At 67.3% G+C, this 18,886-nt stretch carries 18 protein-coding genes; 10 read left to right on the forward strand and 8 right to left on the reverse strand.

Annotated elements, in window-relative coordinates:
- Window positions 1-264: 264 nt before the first annotated feature.
- From M6G65_RS19995 to M6G65_RS20040, 10 genes are all read left to right on the forward strand, one after another.
- Window positions 265-1,872: a GMC oxidoreductase gene (locus M6G65_RS19995; RefSeq protein WP_238196821.1), complete on the forward strand. Its 1,608-nt coding sequence runs from the start codon at window positions 265-267 to the stop codon at window positions 1,870-1,872.
- Window positions 1,873-2,044: 172 nt separating this feature from the next.
- The gene (locus M6G65_RS20000) at window positions 2,045-3,250 is read left to right on the forward strand and encodes a glycosyltransferase (protein WP_238196820.1); all 1,206 of its coding nucleotides are present in this window, start codon (window positions 2,045-2,047) and stop codon (window positions 3,248-3,250) included.
- Window positions 3,247-4,137 carry a glycosyltransferase family 2 protein gene (locus tag M6G65_RS20005; RefSeq protein WP_250102769.1) on the forward strand — a complete coding sequence of 297 codons (891 nt, stop codon included), beginning with the start codon at window positions 3,247-3,249 and terminating at the stop codon, window positions 4,135-4,137. The genes M6G65_RS20000 and M6G65_RS20005 overlap by 4 nt, the downstream gene beginning before the upstream one ends.
- A 66-nt stretch (window positions 4,138-4,203) precedes the next feature.
- On the forward strand, window positions 4,204-4,794 hold the full coding sequence (locus tag M6G65_RS20010) for a glycosyltransferase family protein (protein ID WP_250102770.1): 591 nt from the start codon (window positions 4,204-4,206) through the stop codon (window positions 4,792-4,794).
- Complete coding sequence (locus M6G65_RS20015; protein ID WP_250102771.1) at window positions 4,719-5,372, forward strand: glycosyltransferase; 654 nt, start codon at window positions 4,719-4,721, stop codon at window positions 5,370-5,372. Before M6G65_RS20010 ends, M6G65_RS20015 begins: the two co-directional genes overlap by 76 nt.
- The gene (locus M6G65_RS20020; protein WP_250102772.1) at window positions 5,359-6,921 is read left to right on the forward strand and encodes an oligosaccharide flippase family protein; all 1,563 of its coding nucleotides are present in this window, start codon (window positions 5,359-5,361) and stop codon (window positions 6,919-6,921) included. Before M6G65_RS20015 ends, M6G65_RS20020 begins: the two co-directional genes overlap by 14 nt.
- A gap of 248 nt (window positions 6,922-7,169) precedes the next feature.
- Window positions 7,170-7,949: a winged helix-turn-helix domain-containing protein gene (locus M6G65_RS20025; protein WP_250102773.1), complete on the forward strand. Its 780-nt coding sequence runs from the start codon at window positions 7,170-7,172 to the stop codon at window positions 7,947-7,949.
- A gap of 267 nt (window positions 7,950-8,216) precedes the next feature.
- Window positions 8,217-8,948: a hypothetical protein gene (locus tag M6G65_RS20030; protein ID WP_238196815.1), complete on the forward strand. Its 732-nt coding sequence runs from the start codon at window positions 8,217-8,219 to the stop codon at window positions 8,946-8,948.
- A 387-nt stretch (window positions 8,949-9,335) separates the two neighbouring features.
- Window positions 9,336-10,868 (forward strand): exopolysaccharide biosynthesis polyprenyl glycosylphosphotransferase, encoded by a 1,533-nt coding sequence (locus tag M6G65_RS20035; protein ID WP_238196814.1) that lies wholly within the window; start codon window positions 9,336-9,338, stop codon window positions 10,866-10,868.
- Window positions 10,869-11,492: 624 nt separating this feature from the next.
- Complete coding sequence (locus M6G65_RS20040) at window positions 11,493-11,693, forward strand: hypothetical protein (protein WP_192707929.1); 201 nt, start codon at window positions 11,493-11,495, stop codon at window positions 11,691-11,693.
- 134 nt (window positions 11,694-11,827) lie between these two features.
- Here the strand turns inward: M6G65_RS20040 and M6G65_RS20045 are convergent, their stop codons facing one another.
- From M6G65_RS20045 to M6G65_RS20075, 8 genes are all read right to left on the reverse strand, one after another.
- Complete coding sequence (locus M6G65_RS20045; protein WP_238196813.1) at window positions 11,828-12,274, reverse strand: GtrA family protein; 447 nt, start codon at window positions 12,272-12,274, stop codon at window positions 11,828-11,830.
- 75 nt (window positions 12,275-12,349) lie between these two features.
- Entirely contained in the window at window positions 12,350-12,667 is a 318-nt protein-coding gene (locus M6G65_RS20050) for a hypothetical protein (RefSeq protein WP_250102774.1), read from the reverse strand.
- Window positions 12,664-13,671: an acyltransferase family protein gene (locus tag M6G65_RS20055; protein WP_250102775.1), complete on the reverse strand. Its 1,008-nt coding sequence runs from the start codon at window positions 13,669-13,671 to the stop codon at window positions 12,664-12,666. The genes M6G65_RS20050 and M6G65_RS20055 overlap by 4 nt, the downstream gene beginning before the upstream one ends.
- Window positions 13,668-15,023: a hypothetical protein gene (locus tag M6G65_RS20060; protein ID WP_250102776.1), complete on the reverse strand. Its 1,356-nt coding sequence runs from the start codon at window positions 15,021-15,023 to the stop codon at window positions 13,668-13,670. The genes M6G65_RS20055 and M6G65_RS20060 overlap by 4 nt, the downstream gene beginning before the upstream one ends.
- On the reverse strand, window positions 15,023-15,766 hold the full coding sequence (locus M6G65_RS20065; RefSeq protein ID WP_250102777.1) for an SDR family oxidoreductase: 744 nt from the start codon (window positions 15,764-15,766) through the stop codon (window positions 15,023-15,025). The genes M6G65_RS20060 and M6G65_RS20065 overlap by 1 nt, the downstream gene beginning before the upstream one ends.
- A 67-nt stretch (window positions 15,767-15,833) precedes the next feature.
- Window positions 15,834-15,971, reverse strand: coding sequence for a hypothetical protein (locus M6G65_RS34040; protein ID WP_430929578.1), 138 nt, complete (start codon window positions 15,969-15,971; stop codon window positions 15,834-15,836).
- Window positions 15,910-17,157 carry an FAD-binding oxidoreductase gene (locus tag M6G65_RS20070; RefSeq protein WP_250102778.1) on the reverse strand — a complete coding sequence of 416 codons (1,248 nt, stop codon included), beginning with the start codon at window positions 17,155-17,157 and terminating at the stop codon, window positions 15,910-15,912. The genes M6G65_RS34040 and M6G65_RS20070 overlap by 62 nt, the downstream gene beginning before the upstream one ends.
- Window positions 17,158-17,211: 54 nt before the next feature.
- Window positions 17,212-18,726 carry a UbiA family prenyltransferase gene (locus M6G65_RS20075; protein WP_250102779.1) on the reverse strand — a complete coding sequence of 505 codons (1,515 nt, stop codon included), beginning with the start codon at window positions 18,724-18,726 and terminating at the stop codon, window positions 17,212-17,214.
- Between the last annotated feature and the right edge of the window lie 160 nt (window positions 18,727-18,886).

Here is an 18,886-nt window from a genome sequence, read left to right on the forward strand (position 1 = left end):
TCGCGACCGATATTGAGGCCGCCCATTTTAGCGCACGAGCGCAGCCGCGTCGGCACCTTGGACTTAATTTGCTATGGGACCGGCTTTTTCTCCAAACATCGCAACGGAAAGGCGGAACACTTCTTTCTCGTCCACTGCGATGACCGAACCTTGGACAGCTCGCGCGCTAGCAATGTCGTGCAGAACTGAATTCGCGCCAAGATCCTGGCTGGCATGACTGTTGCGAGGCATCTACTTACGTAGCGCCTCGGGGGAGGTCAGGCGGTGACGGTGTTCAACCTGTCGGATGCCGAAGGCGCGTGCCTGCGGCAGGAGGTTGATGTCTGCATCGTCGGCGGCGGAATGGCCGGGCTTGCCGCCGCCCATCGCCTGGGTGCGGTCCCCGGTCTCCGGACCTGTGTCCTGGAGAGCGGCGGCCGCGCCCGGGACGAGCACCTGGAAGCCCTCAACGACGTCGAGGATCCGAAAGGCCGCTATGCCGGGGCGCGGGCGAGCCGTGTCCGCCTGATCGGAGGCGCCTCGACGCTCTGGGGCGGCCGGCTCCTGCCCCTGACCGCACACGATCTCGGCGCCCGCGATTACGCCTCGATCGAGCCGTGGCCGATCAATCCCGAGGAACTGGATGCCCATACGTCCTCGGTCGAAACGCTGTTCGATCTCGATCACCGCCCGTTCGAATCGACGGACCTGGCGCGGGTCTGGCCGAAGTTCGGCCTCTATCCGCGGCATGCGGGCGTGAGCTGTCGATTCGCGAAGTTTCCGACCTTCCGCAACCGGAACATCGCCACGGCTCTGCGGCGCTCGGTCCTGGCCGGAGCACGGGTCACCGTCTACCTCAACGCCACCGTCCACGATTTCGGCCTGGATGCTGAGGCCGGACGGCTCCGCGAGGTCGTTGCCCGGGCTCCCGACGGGGCGAGCCTGCGGGTCGCGGCCCGGTATTTCATCTTCGCGGCGGGCACCATCGAGACGACCCGGCTCGCTCTCCTGCTGGACCGGGTCTCGCACCAGCGCGCCTTCGCAGGATGCGGGGCGCTCGGCCTCTACTTCAACGATCATCTCAAGGTGGCGGTCGGCCGAGTCTTTCCGATCGACGCCTGCGCGACCAATCGGCTTCTCGGCTACCACGTCGCCGGAGCGACCCGGCGGAACCTTCATTTCGAGCTGAGCGCGCAGGCGCAGCGCCAGCACGCGATCCCGAGCGCCTATATCGACTTCCGGCTCGCGATGCCCGAGCGGTCGATCTACAGCGCTCTGCGCGACCTGGGTCGGCGCATCCAGGGCAAGACGCCGCCTCATCGCGACCGGCAGCTCCTGCGGGAGGCACTGGACGTCGAGACCCTGTACCGGCTCCTGTTCTGGCGCCTGCGGCACCGCCAGCTCTATCTGTCGGACACGATCAGCATCACGGCCGAGATGCGGATCGAGCAGGCCCCGAGCGCGGCGCACCGGGTGACCCTGTCGGACCGCCTCGATGCGTTCGGCACACCCCAGGTGCGGCTGGACTGGTCTCCGACGGAAGCGGATCGCCGGACGTTCCTCGCGGCCTTGCGGCATTTCAAGGCGTTCTGGTCGCAATCCGGGCTGACGGCGGTAAGCCCGATTGCGTGGGAGCCGGACGACGAGGCATCGGGCGACCGGTTCCTGAACAGGGCGCAGGATGCCTCGCATCCCGCCGGCTCGACCCGGATGGGGCTCGACCCGACACGCTCGGTGGTCGACCCCGCGCTGCGCTGCCATGGGGTCCCGAATCTGTTCCTCGTCAGCGCCTCGGTGTTCCCCGGTGCGGGAAGCGCGAACCCGACGCTGACGATCCTGCAGCTCGCCCACCGCTGCGCCGCCCAAATCGCCGGCGAGATCCGTTCGGCCTGACGTCACCATCCGTTCGCCGGCTGTGTTCGGCCGGATCTTAAGGCATAGATCGACGAGAATTTGCCATCGTATTCAGAGCTAAAAAGCATAGATTGCATGACTAAAATCAACTGTCCGTGAGTCATCCAGCCTAGCCTGCCGCCATCTTGTTCCGATCTGGTGGGAGCGGCCGATGGTCGAGACTGGTCTGAAGATCGCCCATGTCATCACGCGCATGATCCGCGGCGGTGCAGACGAGAATACGATGCTCTCCTGCAACGCATTCGCCGAGCGGGGCCACGACGTCACCCTCCTGTGCGGCGGCGAGATAGAGGAGGAGATGCTGGCCCGGGCCCATCCGCGCGTGACCACGATCCGCATTCCGAGCCTGATCCGGCCCATCCATCCGATCGCGGACGCTGCGGCCCTGATCGCCCTGCGCCATCACCTCCAGGCACTGCGCCCGGACATCATCCACACCCACACCAGCAAGGCCGGCATTCTCGGGCGCGCAGCGGCGGTCCGGATGCGGTCCAGCGCGGTGATCCACGGCATCCATATTCTGCCCTTCGTGAATGTCGGCGCCGCCCAGCGCGCCATCTATCTCGGGCTGGAGCGCGCCCTCGCCCGGGCCACCGACCAGTTCGTCAGCGTCAGCGCGGGCATGCGCGACATCGCCGTCGCCCACGGGCTCGGCGGCGCCGACCGGCACCACGTGGTGGCCAGCGGCATGGACATCGCCGCGTTCCAGAGATTGGCGGCCCGTGGTCAAGCCCCCGCCCCCGGCAACGACAACCGGGCGTTCAAGGTGCTCTACCTTGCGAATTACGAGGCGCGGAAGCAGCATGCCCGCCTCATCGACGAGATCGCCGCGCAGGCGGCACGCTTTCCCGATACGACCTTCCTCCTCGCCGGGCAGGGCCGCGAGCAGAGTGCGCTGCAGGACATGGTCCAGCGCCGCGGCCTCTCGCAGAAGGTCAAGATCCTGGGCTACGTGGAGGCGACCAGCGAGCTGATCGCCTCGGCCGACCTGTGCCTCTACTGCAGCGAGCGCGAGGGACTTCCGCGAGCCGTCGTGCAGTACTGCGCCACGGGCCGTCCGGTCGTGGCCTTTCACTTGCCCGGGATCGAGGCCGTGATCCGGCACGGCCATAACGGCTATCTCTGTCCGCAGGGCGATTTCATCGACCTCTTCGCCCGGATCCGCGGCCTGCTCGACGACGCGACGGCGCGGGCGCGCATGGCGGAAAACGCAGCCGCCATCGACCTCAGCGAATGGGGCGCCGAGCGGATGTACCACCGGCTGAACGAGATCTACCGCAGCGCGCTCCGTGCCAAGCGCAACGCGGCCAGCGTCACTGTCCTGCCGACCGGCCTCGACGTCCGGAGCGCTTCGTGAGCGCCGCCGGTCTCGGCAGCGTCGCCGTCATCCTGACTTGCTACAACGAGGGCGCCTGGATCGAGCAGGCGGTCTCGAGCGTGCTCGCGCAGACCGCCGCCGACGCGATCAGCGAAATCGTCGTCGCGGATGACGGATCGGACGCCGCCACCGTCGCGGTGCTGGAGCGCCTCCGCGGGCTCGATGCCCGCATCACGGTGCTGCGTCACGGGGGGTACGGGACCTCCCGCAACCGCAACGCCGCGGTCCGCCACTGCAGCGCCCCTCTGATCGCCTTCCTCGACGCCGACGACCTCTGGATGCCGGGCAAGCTCGCCGCGCAGCTTCAAGCGCTCGCGGAGCACCCCGAAACCGGGCTCGTCTACACGGGCTTCTGCCTGTTCCAGAACCATGCCCCGGACGCGCTCACGCCCGTGCGCGTTCTGGATCACACGGATTCGCGTGATCTCGCGCTCAGCTACTTCTTGAGCGATCCGCCGGTGATTCCCTCATCGGTCCTCCTCAGGCGCTCCGTGTTCGAACTCGCCGGCGGCTTCGATGAGAGCCTGCGCGTGTTCGAGGATACCGAGTTCTTCGGCCGCCTTGCCCGCATCACGCGGTATCGCGCCCTCGCCGATCCACACTACGTCCACAAGCGGAATCACGGCTCGAGCATCACCAATAAGCGCCAGGACCTGATGATGCATCACGCCTTCGTGGCGTTCTACCTGCCCGGAGCGAACCGCGGCTGCTGGCCCACATCCCGCGTCGCCTCTCCGAGCGCGCGCGCAAGCTCGGGAACCTGGAAGCGCGGGACGGGCGCCCAGACAGCGCGAGCCGCTTCTACCGGCTCGCCCTCGCCTTGCGGCCCGTCTCGGCCCTGGCCTGGATCAACCTCGCCATGCTGAAGCTGCGCGTGACCGGCCTTGTCTATCACCTGCGCACGTCCGTGGGCTCAACCAAGGTGTAGGACGATGTCGCCGTGCCGTGTTCTGTACGTCATCAACGGGTTCAACAAGGGCGGCGCCGAGATCGGCCTTCAGACCATGCTGGAGCATGGCTTTCTCAGGGGCTGCGACGTCCGCGTCATCGGTCTGCATGAGGGCGCGCCCGAGCTGCGGGCGGCGATCGGGCGGCTCGTGGGGCCGGAAAATCTCGTCCTCGCCTCGGACGGACCCAAGCTGACGCTCGCCGGCCTCTGGCGCGGCTTCCGGACCCTGCGGGCGACGCTTCGTACCTTCCGGCCGCACACGGTGGTGCTGTCGCTCCGGCAGACCAACATCGTCGGGCGCCTCGCGCTCCTCGACCATCGCGCGATCCGCTGTATCGCCTTCGAGCACATCGCGAAGCTGGAGGCCGGACGGCTGACGACCCTCTACGCGGCCCTGCTGTGGCTGCTCTCCCCGCGCGTCGATGAGGTCTGGGCCGATTGCCGCGTCACCCTGGAGGGGCGCGGCGCTATCATCGCGGTCGTCCCCGGGAGCGGGTGGTGCCCTTGTTCGTCGCGGATGCGCAGGCACCGCGCAAGACGGAGTACCGGCTCGGCACGCCCGCGCGGATCGTGACCGCCGGGCGGCTCATTCCGCGCAAGCGGGTGGACGTGCTGCTGCAAGCCCTGACGCGCCTCCGCCGGGACGGCCACGACTGCACCCTGACGATCTTCGGCGACGGTCCGGACCGTCCGCGGCTGATGCAGCTGGCGGAGTCGCTCGGCCTCGGCGCGAGCGTCACCTTCGCGGGCTTCCGACCCCGCTGGTACGAGACGGCGCGGGAGCACGATCTGTGTGTGCATCTGAGCGATGAGGAAGGGTTCTGCATCGTCGTGGCCGAAGCGATGATGGTCGGGCTGCCGGTCATCGCGAGTCCCGTCGGCGGCGTGCTCGAATATGCCCGCGACGGGCTCGACGCGATCCACGCGCCGGTGCCGCCGAAGCCGGACGATGTCGCCCGGCAGATCTCGGGTCTGCTCGCGGATGCCGGGCGGCGCCGCGCGCTGGGTGAGGCGGCGGCCGAGCGGATCGCCGATACCTACGGCACAGTGGCGGCCGTCGCCGTCTACGACTCGCTCACGCGCACGCTCGCGCAGAGTGCGGCTGGGCCCGCCGCGTCCGGGCTGTTCGGGGGACATCATGGCCGAGCCTGAGCCCCGATCCGCGACGGGTCCCGCCGCACGGTCCTTCGTCCATGCCGGCGTGTCGTCACGCGGCGTCCTGCGTGGGGTCGGCTGGCTCGCCGCCGCGCGGCTGCTCGGCATGATGCTGTCCCTCGTGTCGACGGCGGTCCTCGCGCGTATCCTGTCGCCGGCGGATTTCGGTGTGATGATTCTCGTCGCGGTCATCGCCAACCTCGCCGCGCAGGTGGTCGAGGGCGGCGTTGCGGTGCCACTCGTGCAGCGGGCCCAGATCTCGACGGCCCACGTCCATATGGCTCTCCTCCTGGCGACCGGCGTCGCCCTCATCCTCTCCGCGGGCCTCGTGGCCATCGCGCAGGTCGGGCAGGCGCTGGCGGGCCGAGAGATCATCCCCGCCATGGTGGTGGTCTTCGCCTCGCTGACGATGCCGTTCCGCGCCTGGATCTCGGTGTTGTCCGCCATCCTTCAGCGCGAGGGGCGCTTCCGCGACAACACGATCATCGCCCTTCAGAGCAACCTGTTCGGCAACGTGCTGCCCGCCCTCGCCCTGGCCTGGGCCGGCTTCCAGATCCAGGCCCTGCTGGTCGGACTCCTCGCGGCGAGCATCCTGGAAGCGGCCCTAACGGCGCGCGCCGCCCGTATCCCCAGGTTTCGTCGGCCTCCGCTCGCGGCCGCCCGGGACCGGGCGAAGGCGAGCTACGCCGGCACGGTCATGCAGGTCATCAACTGGGCGGCCCTAAGCAGTCCCAACTTTCTCGTCGGGACGCTGTTCGGCGCGCACGCGCTCGGTCTGTTCTCGCGCGGCGCCACCCTGGTCAATCTCGCCAAGGACGTGCTCGGATCGAGTCTGTCCCGCGTGCTCCTCCCGACGTTCGCGGCGATGGCCCACGAGCCCAACCGCCAAGTCGAGGCCTTCTCGCGCGCGATGGCCGCCAGCCTGCCGGCCTTCGCGATCGCCAGCGTCGCCCTCGTCCTCCACGCCGAGGCGGCCGTCCGGATCCTCCTGGGACCGGATTGGGGGCAATCGATCCCGGTGCTTCAGCTTCTCGCCCTGGGGCTGCTCCCGCGGATCAGCTACAAGATTTCGGATTCCCTGCTGATGGCGAAAGGCGAGTTCTGGCCCGTCGCCGGACGGCAGCTGTTCTATCTGATGAGCATCGTCGGACTGTCCCTGTGTGTCACAACGCTCGGCCTCAACGGTGTGGCCGGGGCGGTGACTGCGGCGACAACGCTTTACTACTGTCTGTCGCTGCGCGCTGTTTCGAACCGCCTGCGCCTGTCCGGACCTCAGATCTTGCGGATGCATGGGACGGCCGCAGCCTGGGCAAGCTCGGCCGCGGGCCTCGACATGCTGCTGAGCTGGGCCACGCGTTCACTCGGCTTCTGGCCGTCGCAAGTCACAGGGGGTGCGGGATTGGCTCTCGCCTGTACGATCCTGTTTTTCGCAACGCCGCGTGGGGCCCTCGGGACCGACATGGCAGCCCTGCGGACGCGGGTGTGCGACCACCTCGCGTCGAAGCTCCGCTCCGTCCGCCAGCGGCCGATGCCGTCGGCGGGCTGAGGAGGACTACGCGTCTGAAACCGGCACGTTGGGGGACGTCAAATCAATCCAGCGGTTTCCAGAATTGAAACAAACGCCGCGGCGACAGAGCCCGTCAGCGCATTGATTGACATCTTGCAGACGGAATCTCACATATGATGCTATTAACCGACGAATACACGTGCTATTTAGACTCCCATAGCGAGATGTGCCTCGCCTGCGTCGGGAGACGTTGGTTGCTGCGAAGCGTGTTGCCTGGAGCACACCGCGTGCTGATCGCCGATCCCGACGAGGAGAGTCGCTCGGCCCTGGCGCGGCAACTCGCGCTGGAGGGGTTCAGCGTCCGAGACACGAGCGGGGCGGCCGGCATGCACCAATGCCTCGCCCATGACGGGATCGACCTCATCCTCCTCGACCTCGTACTGCCCGACATCGACGGATTGCAGCTCGCACGCGAGGTCAGAAGCCTGTCCTGGAAGGTCGGGCTGATCATGATGGCGAGCCGCACGGACGTCATCGACCGCATCGTCGGACTGGAGATCGGTGCGGACGACTACATCCTGAAGCCGTTCCATATCCGTGAGCTCATCGCCCGGATGAAGAGCATCCTGCGGCGCGTTCAGCCCACGATGCCCGCCAGCAGCACGGGCGAGCAGGTCTTCTCCTTCGACGGGTGGCAGTTCAATCCGAGTCGGCGCAAGCTCACCTCGCCCCTCGGCCATGACATCGTCCTGACCTCCGGCGAGTACGAGCTGCTGAAAGTCTTCGTCGAGCATCCGGGTCAGGTCCTGACCCGCAATCAGCTCATGGATCTCACGCGCGGGCGCGAGTGGAACGGTCTCGACCGGGTCGTGGATGCGCAGATCGTCCGGCTGCGCAAGAAAATCGAGATCGACCCGAAGAACCCGCAGCTGATCAAATCGGTCCGAGGCGCGGGCTATGTCTTCGCCTCCCGTCTCTCCTACGCGAGCGCGCGCACCTGTGGCGTGCCGGCCATGGACAGGGACCAGATCCTCTACCGGCAAACCGAAAAGTCACAGCCATACTGAGTCGGGGAATCCTGGCGGCGCGTTCCGCCAGGTCAGAACCGGTTTCCTTTTCCGCGCTGCCGGTCTGGCGAGGGCCGTAGCACCGAACCTTGGCGCGATTGTTCGGTCCATTGAAACGGTCAGCGCAAAGCGCGATCAATCCAGCCATCGGGCCGACCTCGGATGATCTGAGATTGGCTTGCGGCTCCGTCCTGTCGTTCGGCCGCGCCCGTCCGCTCCGATCGACAGTCTTCCCGACGACTGGGGCTCAGGGGGCAGCCGAGGACGATGCGTCTGGTCGTTTACCTCCTGATCGTGCTCCTCGGCGGCGGGATCGTGGGCGCCGTCCTCCTCGCCTATCCCGCCCAGGTCGAGATCGCGCCCGAACCTGCTTCGCCCGAGAAGCCGGAACCCAACCCGTCGACCTGTGAGGCGGCCCGCGGACCATCCGTCCGGCCATCCGACGTCAGCGAGTTCGATATCGGGGGCCTCAAGCTCGGCATGACCTTGGAGGACGCGCAGCACATCATGGAGTGCGCCCACGCCACGGAGCGCAACGTCTCCTTGAAGGAATGCGCCGCCGACGTGATCGCCTACGAGCAACAATGGCGGGAAGCGCGCAAACGGGGGGTGGTCAACACACGGGCGGTGGAGCGGAATTGCATCGGCTCGCTCAACTGGCGCGAGCAGGAACGCCGCGTCAATGTCAACTTCGTCGAAGATCTTCCCGATCATCCGGGGCGGATGCTCATCTACCAAGTGTCTACCGAGCAGGATGGGGCGGTCAACGACGCCTCCCTCCAGATTTTCCGGAAGGCCCTGATCGGCAAGTACGGCCCGCCGACATCGGACAGCAAGACCGATCTAGTCTGGGGAAAATATCCGGATCCGCAGCTACGATTCTTTCCTTATGCGCAGTACTACCTGGATCTGGTACATAGAGGCGCCAAGGTGGAGCGCGACCGCATCATGCTCAAATTCGTGAGCGATTCAGCGCCGACGGTTGAGCCGCGGCTCTGACCTTCGAAGCCCGAAGCCAGGCTTCAGAATGGATCAATGCCAACGCCGCCGGGGGCTCGCAATAGCTTGAGATTTGTCAATCTATCGATCTAAATTCCTCCTAAACTTCTGTCGAGAGTTGATGAGTCAGGTCTAAAACACCTTATGTCACTGCTCGATCAAGATTCTTGCCGCTGAGGGGATCGCGTCGGTCATCGGACCGGCCGTGCCTCGGCGCCTTCGGCCTGTCGCGCGCAGACCCGCCTTCCTGCCTTCGGCGAGCGGAATTCGCCGATGGTGCGGGCGCGGCCATGGCGCCTTCTCCGCGCGACCGCAGCGCAATCTCTCCCGGGGGCGTCGTGCGACGTCCCTATCAAGGATCGATCTCGATCGCCGTTGGAGACGCTTATGGCGAGCCTGCAGGCCGAAACGACATTCCCGAGGACCGGACTCGCGGGCGCGGCTCTTCCAGGAGCGGGGCTTGGCAGCCGTACGGCCGAGGGCCTCACGACGGCCGCCGCCAAAGCGCGGATCCCGCGCCTCCGCCTTCTGTCGAAGGACCTCCTCGTCATCCTGGCAGCCATCGACCTCATGCTGGTCAGCGGCAGCGCCTTTCTGGGCGCGATCGGCTATCAGTTCGCGCTGGCGGGTCAGTTGCGCGACATCGAGATCTATATCGCCGTCTCGCTTGGCCTCGCGGCCGCGACCGTCGTGGCAATGGTCTTCGACGGGGGCTACAGCGTCGAGCAGCAGGGCGACGAGGGCAAGCTCACCCGCAAGGCCTTCTTCAGCTTCAACAGCGCCTTCTCTGTCCTCGTCTGCCTCCTCTTCCTGACGCACGTCACCGATTTCTACTCGCGTGGCAGCTTGTTCACGCAATATGCGGCCGGCTGCGGCGGGTTGCTCCTCGGACGAGCCGCGGCCGCACGGCTGATCGAGGCCGCCGTCCGGACCGGCTACCTTGAGGCCCAGCGCATCGGCCTGATCGGCACCGCTCAGGCGATCGCCGCCTTCAGGATCAAGCAGCCCGACCGGATGGCCGTCCGGTTCACGGCCTTCGAGTTGCCCGACTGGGCGGTCTGCCCATCCGGCGTCGCAGACGAGGATGAACTGCGCGGCATCGTCGTGGACAGGATCGCCGCCCTGCGCGGAGCCGCCGTCGAAGAAGTGGTCATCCTCCTGCCGGAACAGGCACGCGACCTGATCCACCACATCGTGCGCGGCTGTACCCATCTGCCGGTGGGGCTCAATCTCCTCCTTGATCAGGAACTCTACGATCCGCAGACGATCGAAGTCCGGCGGTTCGGCTGGAACAGCGCGGTCAAGCTCTGTCGGCCGCCGCTCTCCGCCTTGGATCAGGTGGCGAAGCGCATGTTCGACATCGTCACTGCTCTCGCCGGCCTCGTGACCCTCGCGCCGCTGATGATCCTCGTCGCCGTGGCCATCAAGATGGACACCAAGGGTCCGGTGTTCTTCCGGCAGAAGCGCCATGGGTACAATCAGCGGCCGTTCCGGATCACCAAATTCCGCACCATGAACACCCTGGACGATGGGCCGGTCATCCGTCAGGCCACGGTCAACGACAGTCGCATCACCAAGGTCGGCGCGATCCTGCGTCGGACGAACCTCGACGAGTTGCCGCAATTGTTCGATGTGCTGCGCGGAGACATGTCCCTGGTGGGGCCTCGTCCACACGCCCTGGCGCACGACTGGGAGTACGAGAGCAAGATCCCGGCCTATGCGCGCCGCCACAACATCAAGCCGGGCCTCACAGGATGGGCCCAGATCCACGGGCTTCGCGGTGAGACGGACACCGACGACAAGATGCGGGCGCGCGTCGAGCACGATCTATACTACATCGACCATTGGTCGTTACTTCTGGATGTCCGCATCATCCTGACGACCGTCTTCTCGTCGCGCGCCTACCGGAATGCGCGCTAGGGCCGCGGCCGTTCGGATTGCGACGCGCTGCGCGAGCGAGGCGCGTGCTGGCGAGCCGCGACGGCGAGCGTCTGTCCCATGCCTGCCCTCACCCTGAGGTGCCGGAGCGCAGCGGAGGCCTCGAAGGCGGGCTCCAGGGATCGCGCGATTGGCTGGAGGGCGCCCTCACGGCGTCTTTGCCGTATCTCAGGATGAGGACGCGGAGGGGATGATCCGGTCCCACCGAGATCCTACAACGCGCGCGCCTCGCGACTGCCTGCCCAAGCAGGTCCGGTTCTCAGGCTGACGGTCGATCTCTGGATCCTGAAGCGCGCGACCCCGCCGGTGCGCGTCTCGACCACTTGCGCATCGGCCGGATATTCCGCCTCCACCAGCCACCCGCGCCGGCACGCGCAACCGCCGCTCGAGCCCGCCCGACGGTCTGCGCGAACCCAGGACGGACGCTGTGCATCCGCCTGCGTCATTGTCACCGCATCGTGTAAATCTTCCGGCGCAGGCTTGACTGTATCTTCCATCCGTCCGGTGACTGATAGACCGTCCAGAGTGGCGGCTCGGCCGACGGTGTCATGCACCGTCCGGTCACCCTGATGAGGTCGGATGATGAGAGAAGCGACGTTTCGCGAGATGGCAGACTGGATCAGCGCCCTCGAAGCGAATGACGAGCGCCGCCTCCAGCCGATCGTGCACATGGCCAGCGGCAAGACCTTCGCGTGCGCCCGTCTCGGGCTCAGCGGACACCGCGTCACGCTCCACCTTGCAGATGGAAAGCGGATCCGCGCCGACGTGGAATCCGTCGAAGCCATCGAGGTCCCACACGTCGATTAGGGGGACGCGGCGCGCTGAGCCCGGGGCCGGATGCCCTGCTGCGTCAGGACGGCGTTCCGCGTCCTTCTCGGTTCATTGAGCGGAAGGCGGCGCCCGCTTCCCTGAGCGTCGAGCCAAACCTCACCTTGGTGGATTCAGATCGGCGCGCCCGACGCGCCGCTCCTCAATGTCGGCTTAAAAACGAAGTATCCGTCAAGAATGAATTTGGTTGTATACCCAAAGATCAGCACCAGAGTACCGGTAACGTAATAAAGCGCGCACTCGCCGTATTTATAATATACAAGGCCCTGCGACGTCAGGTACAGGCCCGTCATGAGCACGCTGGTCCCTAGATAAAGGGCCATGACCCAGATCTCCTGCGCCGCACCGGACGAGGTGTGATAGAAGATGTAGTTCCGGTCGAGCAAATACTTCGCGCCGAATCCCGCCCCCGTTCCGGCGATCAGCGCCACATAGATGGCCCCGGCTCCCGGCACCGTCCGGAGCATGCAGAATTGCATCAGCCAGTTGATCGCGATCGAGAGCAGCGCGAACCCCGCGTAGCGCAGCATCAGGGATATGCGATCGAGGGGCATCTGCATTTCCTCTCCGGCTCTCACGGTGCGGGGTGCGTCCGAGCTCCACGGGCGTTGGCGGCGCCCGGCCCAAAGGCTCGATCACGGGCAGGAGCGGGCATCTTCAGCGCGTCGGGGGCAGCGGCCGCCGACGCGGGCGGTCAGGCGCCGCGACCGCTGCATCCGAAAAGCCCAGGCGTCGAACCGCTTCTGCCAGGGTCGCTCCACGAAGTGATACGTTCCGGTCGCGACGCCGATGACGGCGGCGATGTAACAGAGCGCGACGAGATCACCCATCCAGAGTGGCCCGACGGCCAGCACGTCGACGGGACGACCCGCGACGTCCATGCCGATACGCAACTTTCGATGCAGGATTTGTTCAAGGACCCGCGATCCACCGTTGATGCCGGTGATGATCACGAAATGAACCAGGTAGATCGAGTAGGAAATCTTCCCGAGGTATTGGAAGCCCCCGTGCAGAGCACGCGCGAGACCTCGCCCTCCTCGAAGGCGAAGACGATGATGATGCCGGCAAACAGCAAGGGAAGAACGATGACCAGTTCGTGCAGCCACGCAAACTCGAAGGCCAGACCGATCAGGAGGAGCGCGACGATCTCGAGATAGGCCCAGGGCAGGCGGACACGGCTCCGAATGTAACGGAACGCGCCATACGCGGCGACGCCGAGGAAGAAATTGCAGACGCAGATCGGAAAGGCGGCCCGCAGCCACGCGGCGCCCTGCACCTGCAGGAGGAAGGCCGCGAGCGCACCGGCCATCAGCGCGATGGCGAGAGCCACAAGGCTCAGGCGGCCGTAGACCCGGAAGCAGATCCAGCCGAACAGCAGATACGTGAAGAACTCGGCGCTGATGCTCCAGCTCGGCACATTCCAGGTCGGCATCGGGAAGGTGCCCAGACCGTGGAGCAGGAACGTGTTCAGGATCAGCGCGTGCAATCCGGTTTCGCCGACGAAGGCGCCTGCACCGGCGCGCAGATCGGCGAAGCGCAGCGCCGACCATTTGACGACCTCGTAGGCGACGAGGAGGCCCAGCGTGAACGCGTGGAGGGGCCAGAGGCGACCGACGCGCCGGACGATGAACGCCGCCAGCGAGATCCGGTCACGGAACGAGCTTGCATAGGCGTGCGCGAGCACGAAGCCGCTGAGCACGAAGAAGAACTCGACGAAATATCCCCCGTTTTGAACAAGGGAGACGTCGTAGAACGTGCCGAGGACGCTCAGGTGATACAGGCAGACCACGAGGGCGGCCGTGCCTCTCCAGCCATCCAGGGCCGCGAAACGCAGGTCGGCACCCGCGTCGACACGTTGATCCGGACGAGGCGCGGTGAGACCGTCCTGCCCGCCGGGCTGTCGTGTGGCGGCCTCTCGCTGGCCGGCGCCCGGGCCGTCAGACCATGTTTGCGTCACGCGCCGGGCCTCCCGTCGCCGAGCGCGGCTGGGCGTGCGCGTCCGCTCTCGCCCAGCCGCATGAGGCCGCCATAGGCGCCGATGAGCAGCACGATCACGAAGTGTCGAACGAGTCCCTGCGTCAGCACCATCGGGATGAGGAGCACGCCGCACAGAGCGAGGAACGAGAGCGCGCCGGGGCGGCGCAGCTCGGTCCGGCCGGCGGCGAACATGCCGACGAGCCCCAGGGCGACCAACACCGCGTAGGCCGCACGATCGACGCCGGCGGAGACCAAGCACCCGTAGCGGCCGTCATCCAGGCAGGCGTCGCCGGACAGCAGACCGACGACGCGCTCGCCCAGGCGCTGGAGGGCACCCGCCGGGTCCGCCCGGATTTCGTCGAGGGCGATCGCCTTGAAGATCCGGCGCTTGTTCTCGTCGTGCAGCCACTGCTCGTAGCGGTTGTCGGGCACCACGCGCGGCTTGGGATAGGCGACCCGGTCCCCGGCGGCGTACCGGCGCTCCATCTCGGCGAAGAGCAGGTCGTCGGCGACCCCGCGGGGATGGCTGTTCAGGTACGGATTGTTGTTGCGGGCGAGGTTTTCCTCGGCGGTCGTGGCGAACAACACCAAGCCGGTGTGCAGGCTGTTCTGGACCACGAAATAGGGCCCCGCGACGGCCAGGAAGGCGGCGACGAACATCCAGCGCCGGCGGAGATCGAGGAATGCGAGCACCGACAGGTACGCGGCACAGAGCGCGAAGACGGCGTGTGTGAGGCAGGTCAGACCGGTGATCGCACCGAGTGCCGCGTAGCGCAGCGGCGGCGCCGGATCGGGCCTGGCGGAATGGAACAGGTGCCCGCGCACGAGGGTGTGACACGCGAGGCCGACTAGAAGGATCGCCAGGTTCTCCGGCCGGATCTGGAAATAGGTCGTGGTCCCCACCAGGAAGCAGGCCGGCACGACGAGCGAGAGCAGCCGCAACCGCAGGTCGTCGATGCTCCGCGTGAAGAATGCGAAGCCCGAGAACACCAAGGCGACGTTGACCAGCCGCAGCCCGGGCACGCCGAGGCCGGTCGCGGCTTCGAGGGCGCCCATCAGGGCCGGGTAGAGCGGCGGCCAGATGCCGCCGCCATAGGCGGAGGCGATCAGGTCGGAGCCCAATTCGCCCCGCCAGATCCGGGCGAAGATCATCGTCCGGCGCAGATGCTCGGTCTCGTCCGAGTAGGTCACCCCGCTCGACAGGATCCCGTCCCGTGCGAGGAGCGCGAGGACGGCCGAGAAGATCAGACCGAGCAGGACGAGGTCGGCCTCGCGCCATCCACGCCCGGCGCGGGCCATTCCGGAAGCCGGAAGCGTCGGCGAGGCGCCCATCAGAACTTCAGCCGCATGAAGAGGGGTTCGGGCAGCAGGCGGATCGGCAGCATGATCCAGCGCCAGCGGCCGAGGGTGTAGATCACCGAGCGGCGACCGAGATGGGCGCGGACGATCTCCTGGGCGACCTGCGTGGGCGAGGCCGTGAGCACCGCCGGCAGCTTCATGCCGCTCGTCATCCGGGTATCGGCGAAGCCCGGCTTCACCGTCAGCACGTGGATGCCGCGCGCCCGCAGCCGGGCGCGCAGGCCCGACAGGAACGCGCTGAACCCGGCCTTGGCCGAACCGTACAGGTAGTTGGAGGCGCGCCCGCGATCCCCGGCAACGGAGCTGACGCCGATGATCGTGCCGGATCCCCGCCCCAGCATCCGGTTGGCCAGGGCCGAGAGGATGAGCGCCGGGGCCACGTAATTCGTCGTCATCACGGCCTCGGCGAGCGCCGCGTCGCTCTCCGAGCGCTCCTGCTCGCCGAGCAGCCCCGCCACCGAGATCACGGTCCCGGGCACGACAGGCAGCGCGTCGAGGAACCGCGCGCGGCTGTCCGCGTCCAGGAGATCGAGCGCGATGGATCGCGCGCTCACACCGTAGCGGTTCTGAAGATCGAGGAGATTGGCGTCGAGCCGGTCGGGCTGGCGCGCCGCCAGGATCAGGGCCGCGCCGCGCTTGGCGTATTCGTGCGCCAGGGCGAGACCGATATCGGATGTCGCGCCGACGATCAGGACCGGGGACAGGTCCGCGCTCATGCCGATGCTCCCGGATGCTGGCGTTGAGGCCCGGTATCGGGCGGAGCGCGGTCGGCGATCATCGGTGTCATAGCCCGAGCCTCTCTGACTGAACGGATCGAAACCGCCGCCGCGGATCGTAGCGGTCGCGCGTGCGGGAGAATTCATCGAGGCGCGGGTAGCCGTCGCGCAGGAGCCCGGCCCCACCGCGGGCGTCCTTGGCCAGGTAGAGGCGCCCGCCATGGGCCGCCACGACCTCGTCCGAGTTCGGTGAGCAGGCTGAAGTTGCCGGCCGTCGCCTGGAAATCCAGCGCCAGGGTATAGCCGCGGAACGGAAACGAGAGCGGCCCGCGCGCCGCCTCCCCGCACAGCTTCAGCACCGCCAGGAACGAGCCGGTGCCGCGGGCGGCGATCATCGTGAGCAGTTCGCGCAGGGCCTCGGCGCAGGAGGCCAGAGGCAGCACGCATTGGTGCTGCACGAAGCCCTGCCGCCCGTAGATCCGGTTCCAGTGCAGGAGCGCGTCGAGCGGATAGAAGAACGTCTGGTACGAGACCAGAGCGCGGCCCGTCTTCGCGCGCCGGTAGTAGACCGCGTTGAGCGCGCCCATGCTGTAGCGGTTCAGGGCGAAGCTCGGCGGCGAGGCCGGTACCGTCCGGCTCCGGATGGGCGCCGTGCCGTAGGCGCGGCCGCCGCGGTCCGGCAGCAGGTCGCCCAGGGTGGCGTGCTCGCCCCGGTAGACGACGCCGCGGCCGAGGGCGGGCCCGCGGGCGAGGCAGTCGATCCAGGCGACCGAGTAGGTCGACTCGGAGGCGTCTTCCAGCGCGTGCAGCGTCTCCGACAGGTTTTGCGTCCGTGTCGTGTCCTGCACGACGAGGTCGGTCTCCACCGGCCGGAGCCGGAAGGTGGCGCGCAGGATCACGCCGGTGAGGCCCATGCCCCCTTGCGTCGCGGCGAAGAGATCCGGGTTCTCGTTGTCGCTGCAGCGCACCACCGAGCCGTCGGCCAGGGCGAGGTCGATAGAGATCACGTGACGGCCAAAAGTCCCGTCGAGGTGATGATTCTTGCCGTGAACGTCGCTGGCGATGGCGCCCCCCACGGTGACGAAGCGCGTGCCGGGCGTGACCCAGGGGAACCAGCCTCGGGGCAGGAACACCTCGATCAGCTCGTCCAGCGTCGTGCCGGCCTCGCAGGTGACCACGCCGGAACTCGGATCGAAGGAGGCGATGCGGTTCAGCCGCGTGACCACCACGGTGGCGGCGCGGTTGAGCGCGGCGTCGCCGTAGGACCGGCCCGCGCCGCGGGCGATCAGGGTCGAGCGCGCGCCGATCGTGTCCATCACCTGTTCGGTATCCCGAGGACGCAGGACGGCGCAGTCCACGCGCGGGTAGTTGCCCCAGCCGGACAGCATCATCGCAAGGGTCCCTGACCTGCTTCGGGCTCGGTCGTCGCACGGATCCGCATGGGCTCAGATGCTCGCCGCGATGATCACCGCGCAGGCGACGCCCGTCACCAAGCTGACCCTGTCCTTCAGGGCGAACACGATCGGGTCGTCGTCCATCTCGCCCCGGCGCGTCTTCAGGATCATCCGACTCACCCAGAACAGGAGCGCGAGGCAGATCAGCCACATGCGCTCGGGGTGGCGGTACAGCGCCGAGACGGCGTCGCTGTTGAGGTAGAGGGCCATGACCAGGGCGGTGAGGTAACCGCTCGCCGCGGCCATCGATTCGAGGGAGGGCAGATCGTCCAGCTTGTAGCCGCGGCCCGCCGGGTCGCCCTTGCCGGCCTGCACGCGATCGACCAGCTCCGCGCAGCGCTTCACGAGGGCGAGGCACAGGAACAGGAAGATCGACAGCGCCTGGAGCCAATGCGACAGCGTCAGACCGACGGCGGCGGCACCGCCAACGAGGCGACAGGCGTAGAGGACCGCCAGGGCGACGACATCCGCCACCATCTTCCGCTTGAGGTAGAGGGAGTAGACCGTCGTCAGCATGAAGTAGCCGCCGAGGACCAGCAGGAATTCCGGCGGCAGCGCCGCCGCCAGCAGGACGGAGGCCGTCAGGAGCGCCGGGATCATGGCGGCCCCGTGGACGAGGGGGACGCGCCCGGAGGCGAACGGGCGACGGCATTTCCGGGGATGCGCCCGATCCGACCGCAGATCGAGGAGATCGTTCAGGACATAGACGGCGGAGGCGCAGAAGCTGAAGCTCCAGAACGCCAGCACGCAGAGCATCAGCGTGGGCCATCCGGCATGGGCGGCCAGCGCGGGGGCGAAGACGAGGATGTTCTTGAGCCACTGGTGCGGGCGCAGGGCGCGCAGGTAATCGCGCCACGGCGTCGTGCCCGCGTCGAGGGACACGGCGTCCGGGCTGAGCATCTTCAGCTTGCGGAAGAGCCGGTCGGTCCCCCCGGCCATCAGAGCCTTCCGACAGCGGCTCCAGACGTGGAGATCGACGCTCGAGCCTCCGATGTAGTCGAAGCGCCGCTCACCGAAGCGGCGGCACAGGGCATCGGCCTTGGCGCGCCCCGAAAGGTTCACGCCTCCCGAGGAACCGAGCACGCCGTCGAACAGCCCGACCCGGGCGCTCATCGCCTCGGCGAGGCGGATGTCCGAGGCGGAGGCGAGATAGATCTGTCGGCCCGCGGCCTTCTCCGCGCGGATCCGCGCGACCACGGCCTCGTTCAGGGGAATGCCCCCGATGTCGAGCCGCAACTCGTCGACGAGGCGTGCCTTAAGGGCACCCTTGCCGCTGCGCAGGCTCAGGAGCGCGGAGGCCGCCCGCAGCGGCCTGCTCGCCGCAAGGGCGAGGAAGGATTCGGCGAGCAGATCCGAGTGGATCAGCGTCCCGTCGAGATCGACTACGAGAGGGATCTCGGTCGGGGCGACGCCGGAAAAGGCCGCGCTGTCGGCGGCCGCGGCGGGCCCGCGCGGGAGCTCGATGATGGCATCGACGTCGTCGAGCAGTGAGGGCAAACTACTCACGTTGCCGGATCTCCACGCTACGATGCTGACAAGAAGAGGGAAAACAGCCTCTCGACTGCTTTGAACCATCTCTATTCCGTCACTGAATAGCTGGGCCTCGGCGTCGCCATATGACTTTTGTCAACACGCTGCCGCACTGCACAGCCTAACTTGGAATTGT

Origin of the sequence: Methylobacterium tardum, assembly GCF_023546765.1 — a bacterium.
Lineage (GTDB): Bacteria > Pseudomonadota > Alphaproteobacteria > Rhizobiales > Beijerinckiaceae > Methylobacterium > Methylobacterium tardum.

Excerpts from the sequence above, each read along its gene's own strand:
- M6G65_RS20010 (WP_250102770.1), top strand. The coding sequence starts at position 4,204 with ATGTCGCCGTGCCGTGTTCTGTACGTCATCAACGGGTTCAACAAGGGC.
- M6G65_RS20035 (WP_238196814.1), top strand. The coding sequence starts at position 9,336 with ATGGCGAGCCTGCAGGCCGAAACGACATTCCCGAGGACCGGACTCGCG.
- M6G65_RS20070 (WP_250102778.1), bottom strand. The coding sequence starts at position 17,157 with ATGATGCTGTCCGGCTGGGGCAACTACCCGCGCGTGGACTGCGCCGTC.
- M6G65_RS20020 (WP_250102772.1), top strand. The coding sequence starts at position 5,359 with ATGGCCGAGCCTGAGCCCCGATCCGCGACGGGTCCCGCCGCACGGTCC.
- M6G65_RS20000 (WP_238196820.1), top strand. The coding sequence starts at position 2,045 with ATGGTCGAGACTGGTCTGAAGATCGCCCATGTCATCACGCGCATGATC.
- M6G65_RS20060 (WP_250102776.1), bottom strand. The coding sequence starts at position 15,023 with ATGGGCGCCTCGCCGACGCTTCCGGCTTCCGGAATGGCCCGCGCCGGG.
- M6G65_RS20065 (WP_250102777.1), bottom strand. The coding sequence starts at position 15,766 with ATGAGCGCGGACCTGTCCCCGGTCCTGATCGTCGGCGCGACATCCGAT.
- M6G65_RS20040 (WP_192707929.1), top strand. The coding sequence starts at position 11,493 with ATGGCAGACTGGATCAGCGCCCTCGAAGCGAATGACGAGCGCCGCCTC.
- M6G65_RS20030 (WP_238196815.1), top strand. The coding sequence starts at position 8,217 with ATGCGTCTGGTCGTTTACCTCCTGATCGTGCTCCTCGGCGGCGGGATC.
- M6G65_RS20045 (WP_238196813.1), bottom strand. The coding sequence starts at position 12,274 with ATGCAGATGCCCCTCGATCGCATATCCCTGATGCTGCGCTACGCGGGG.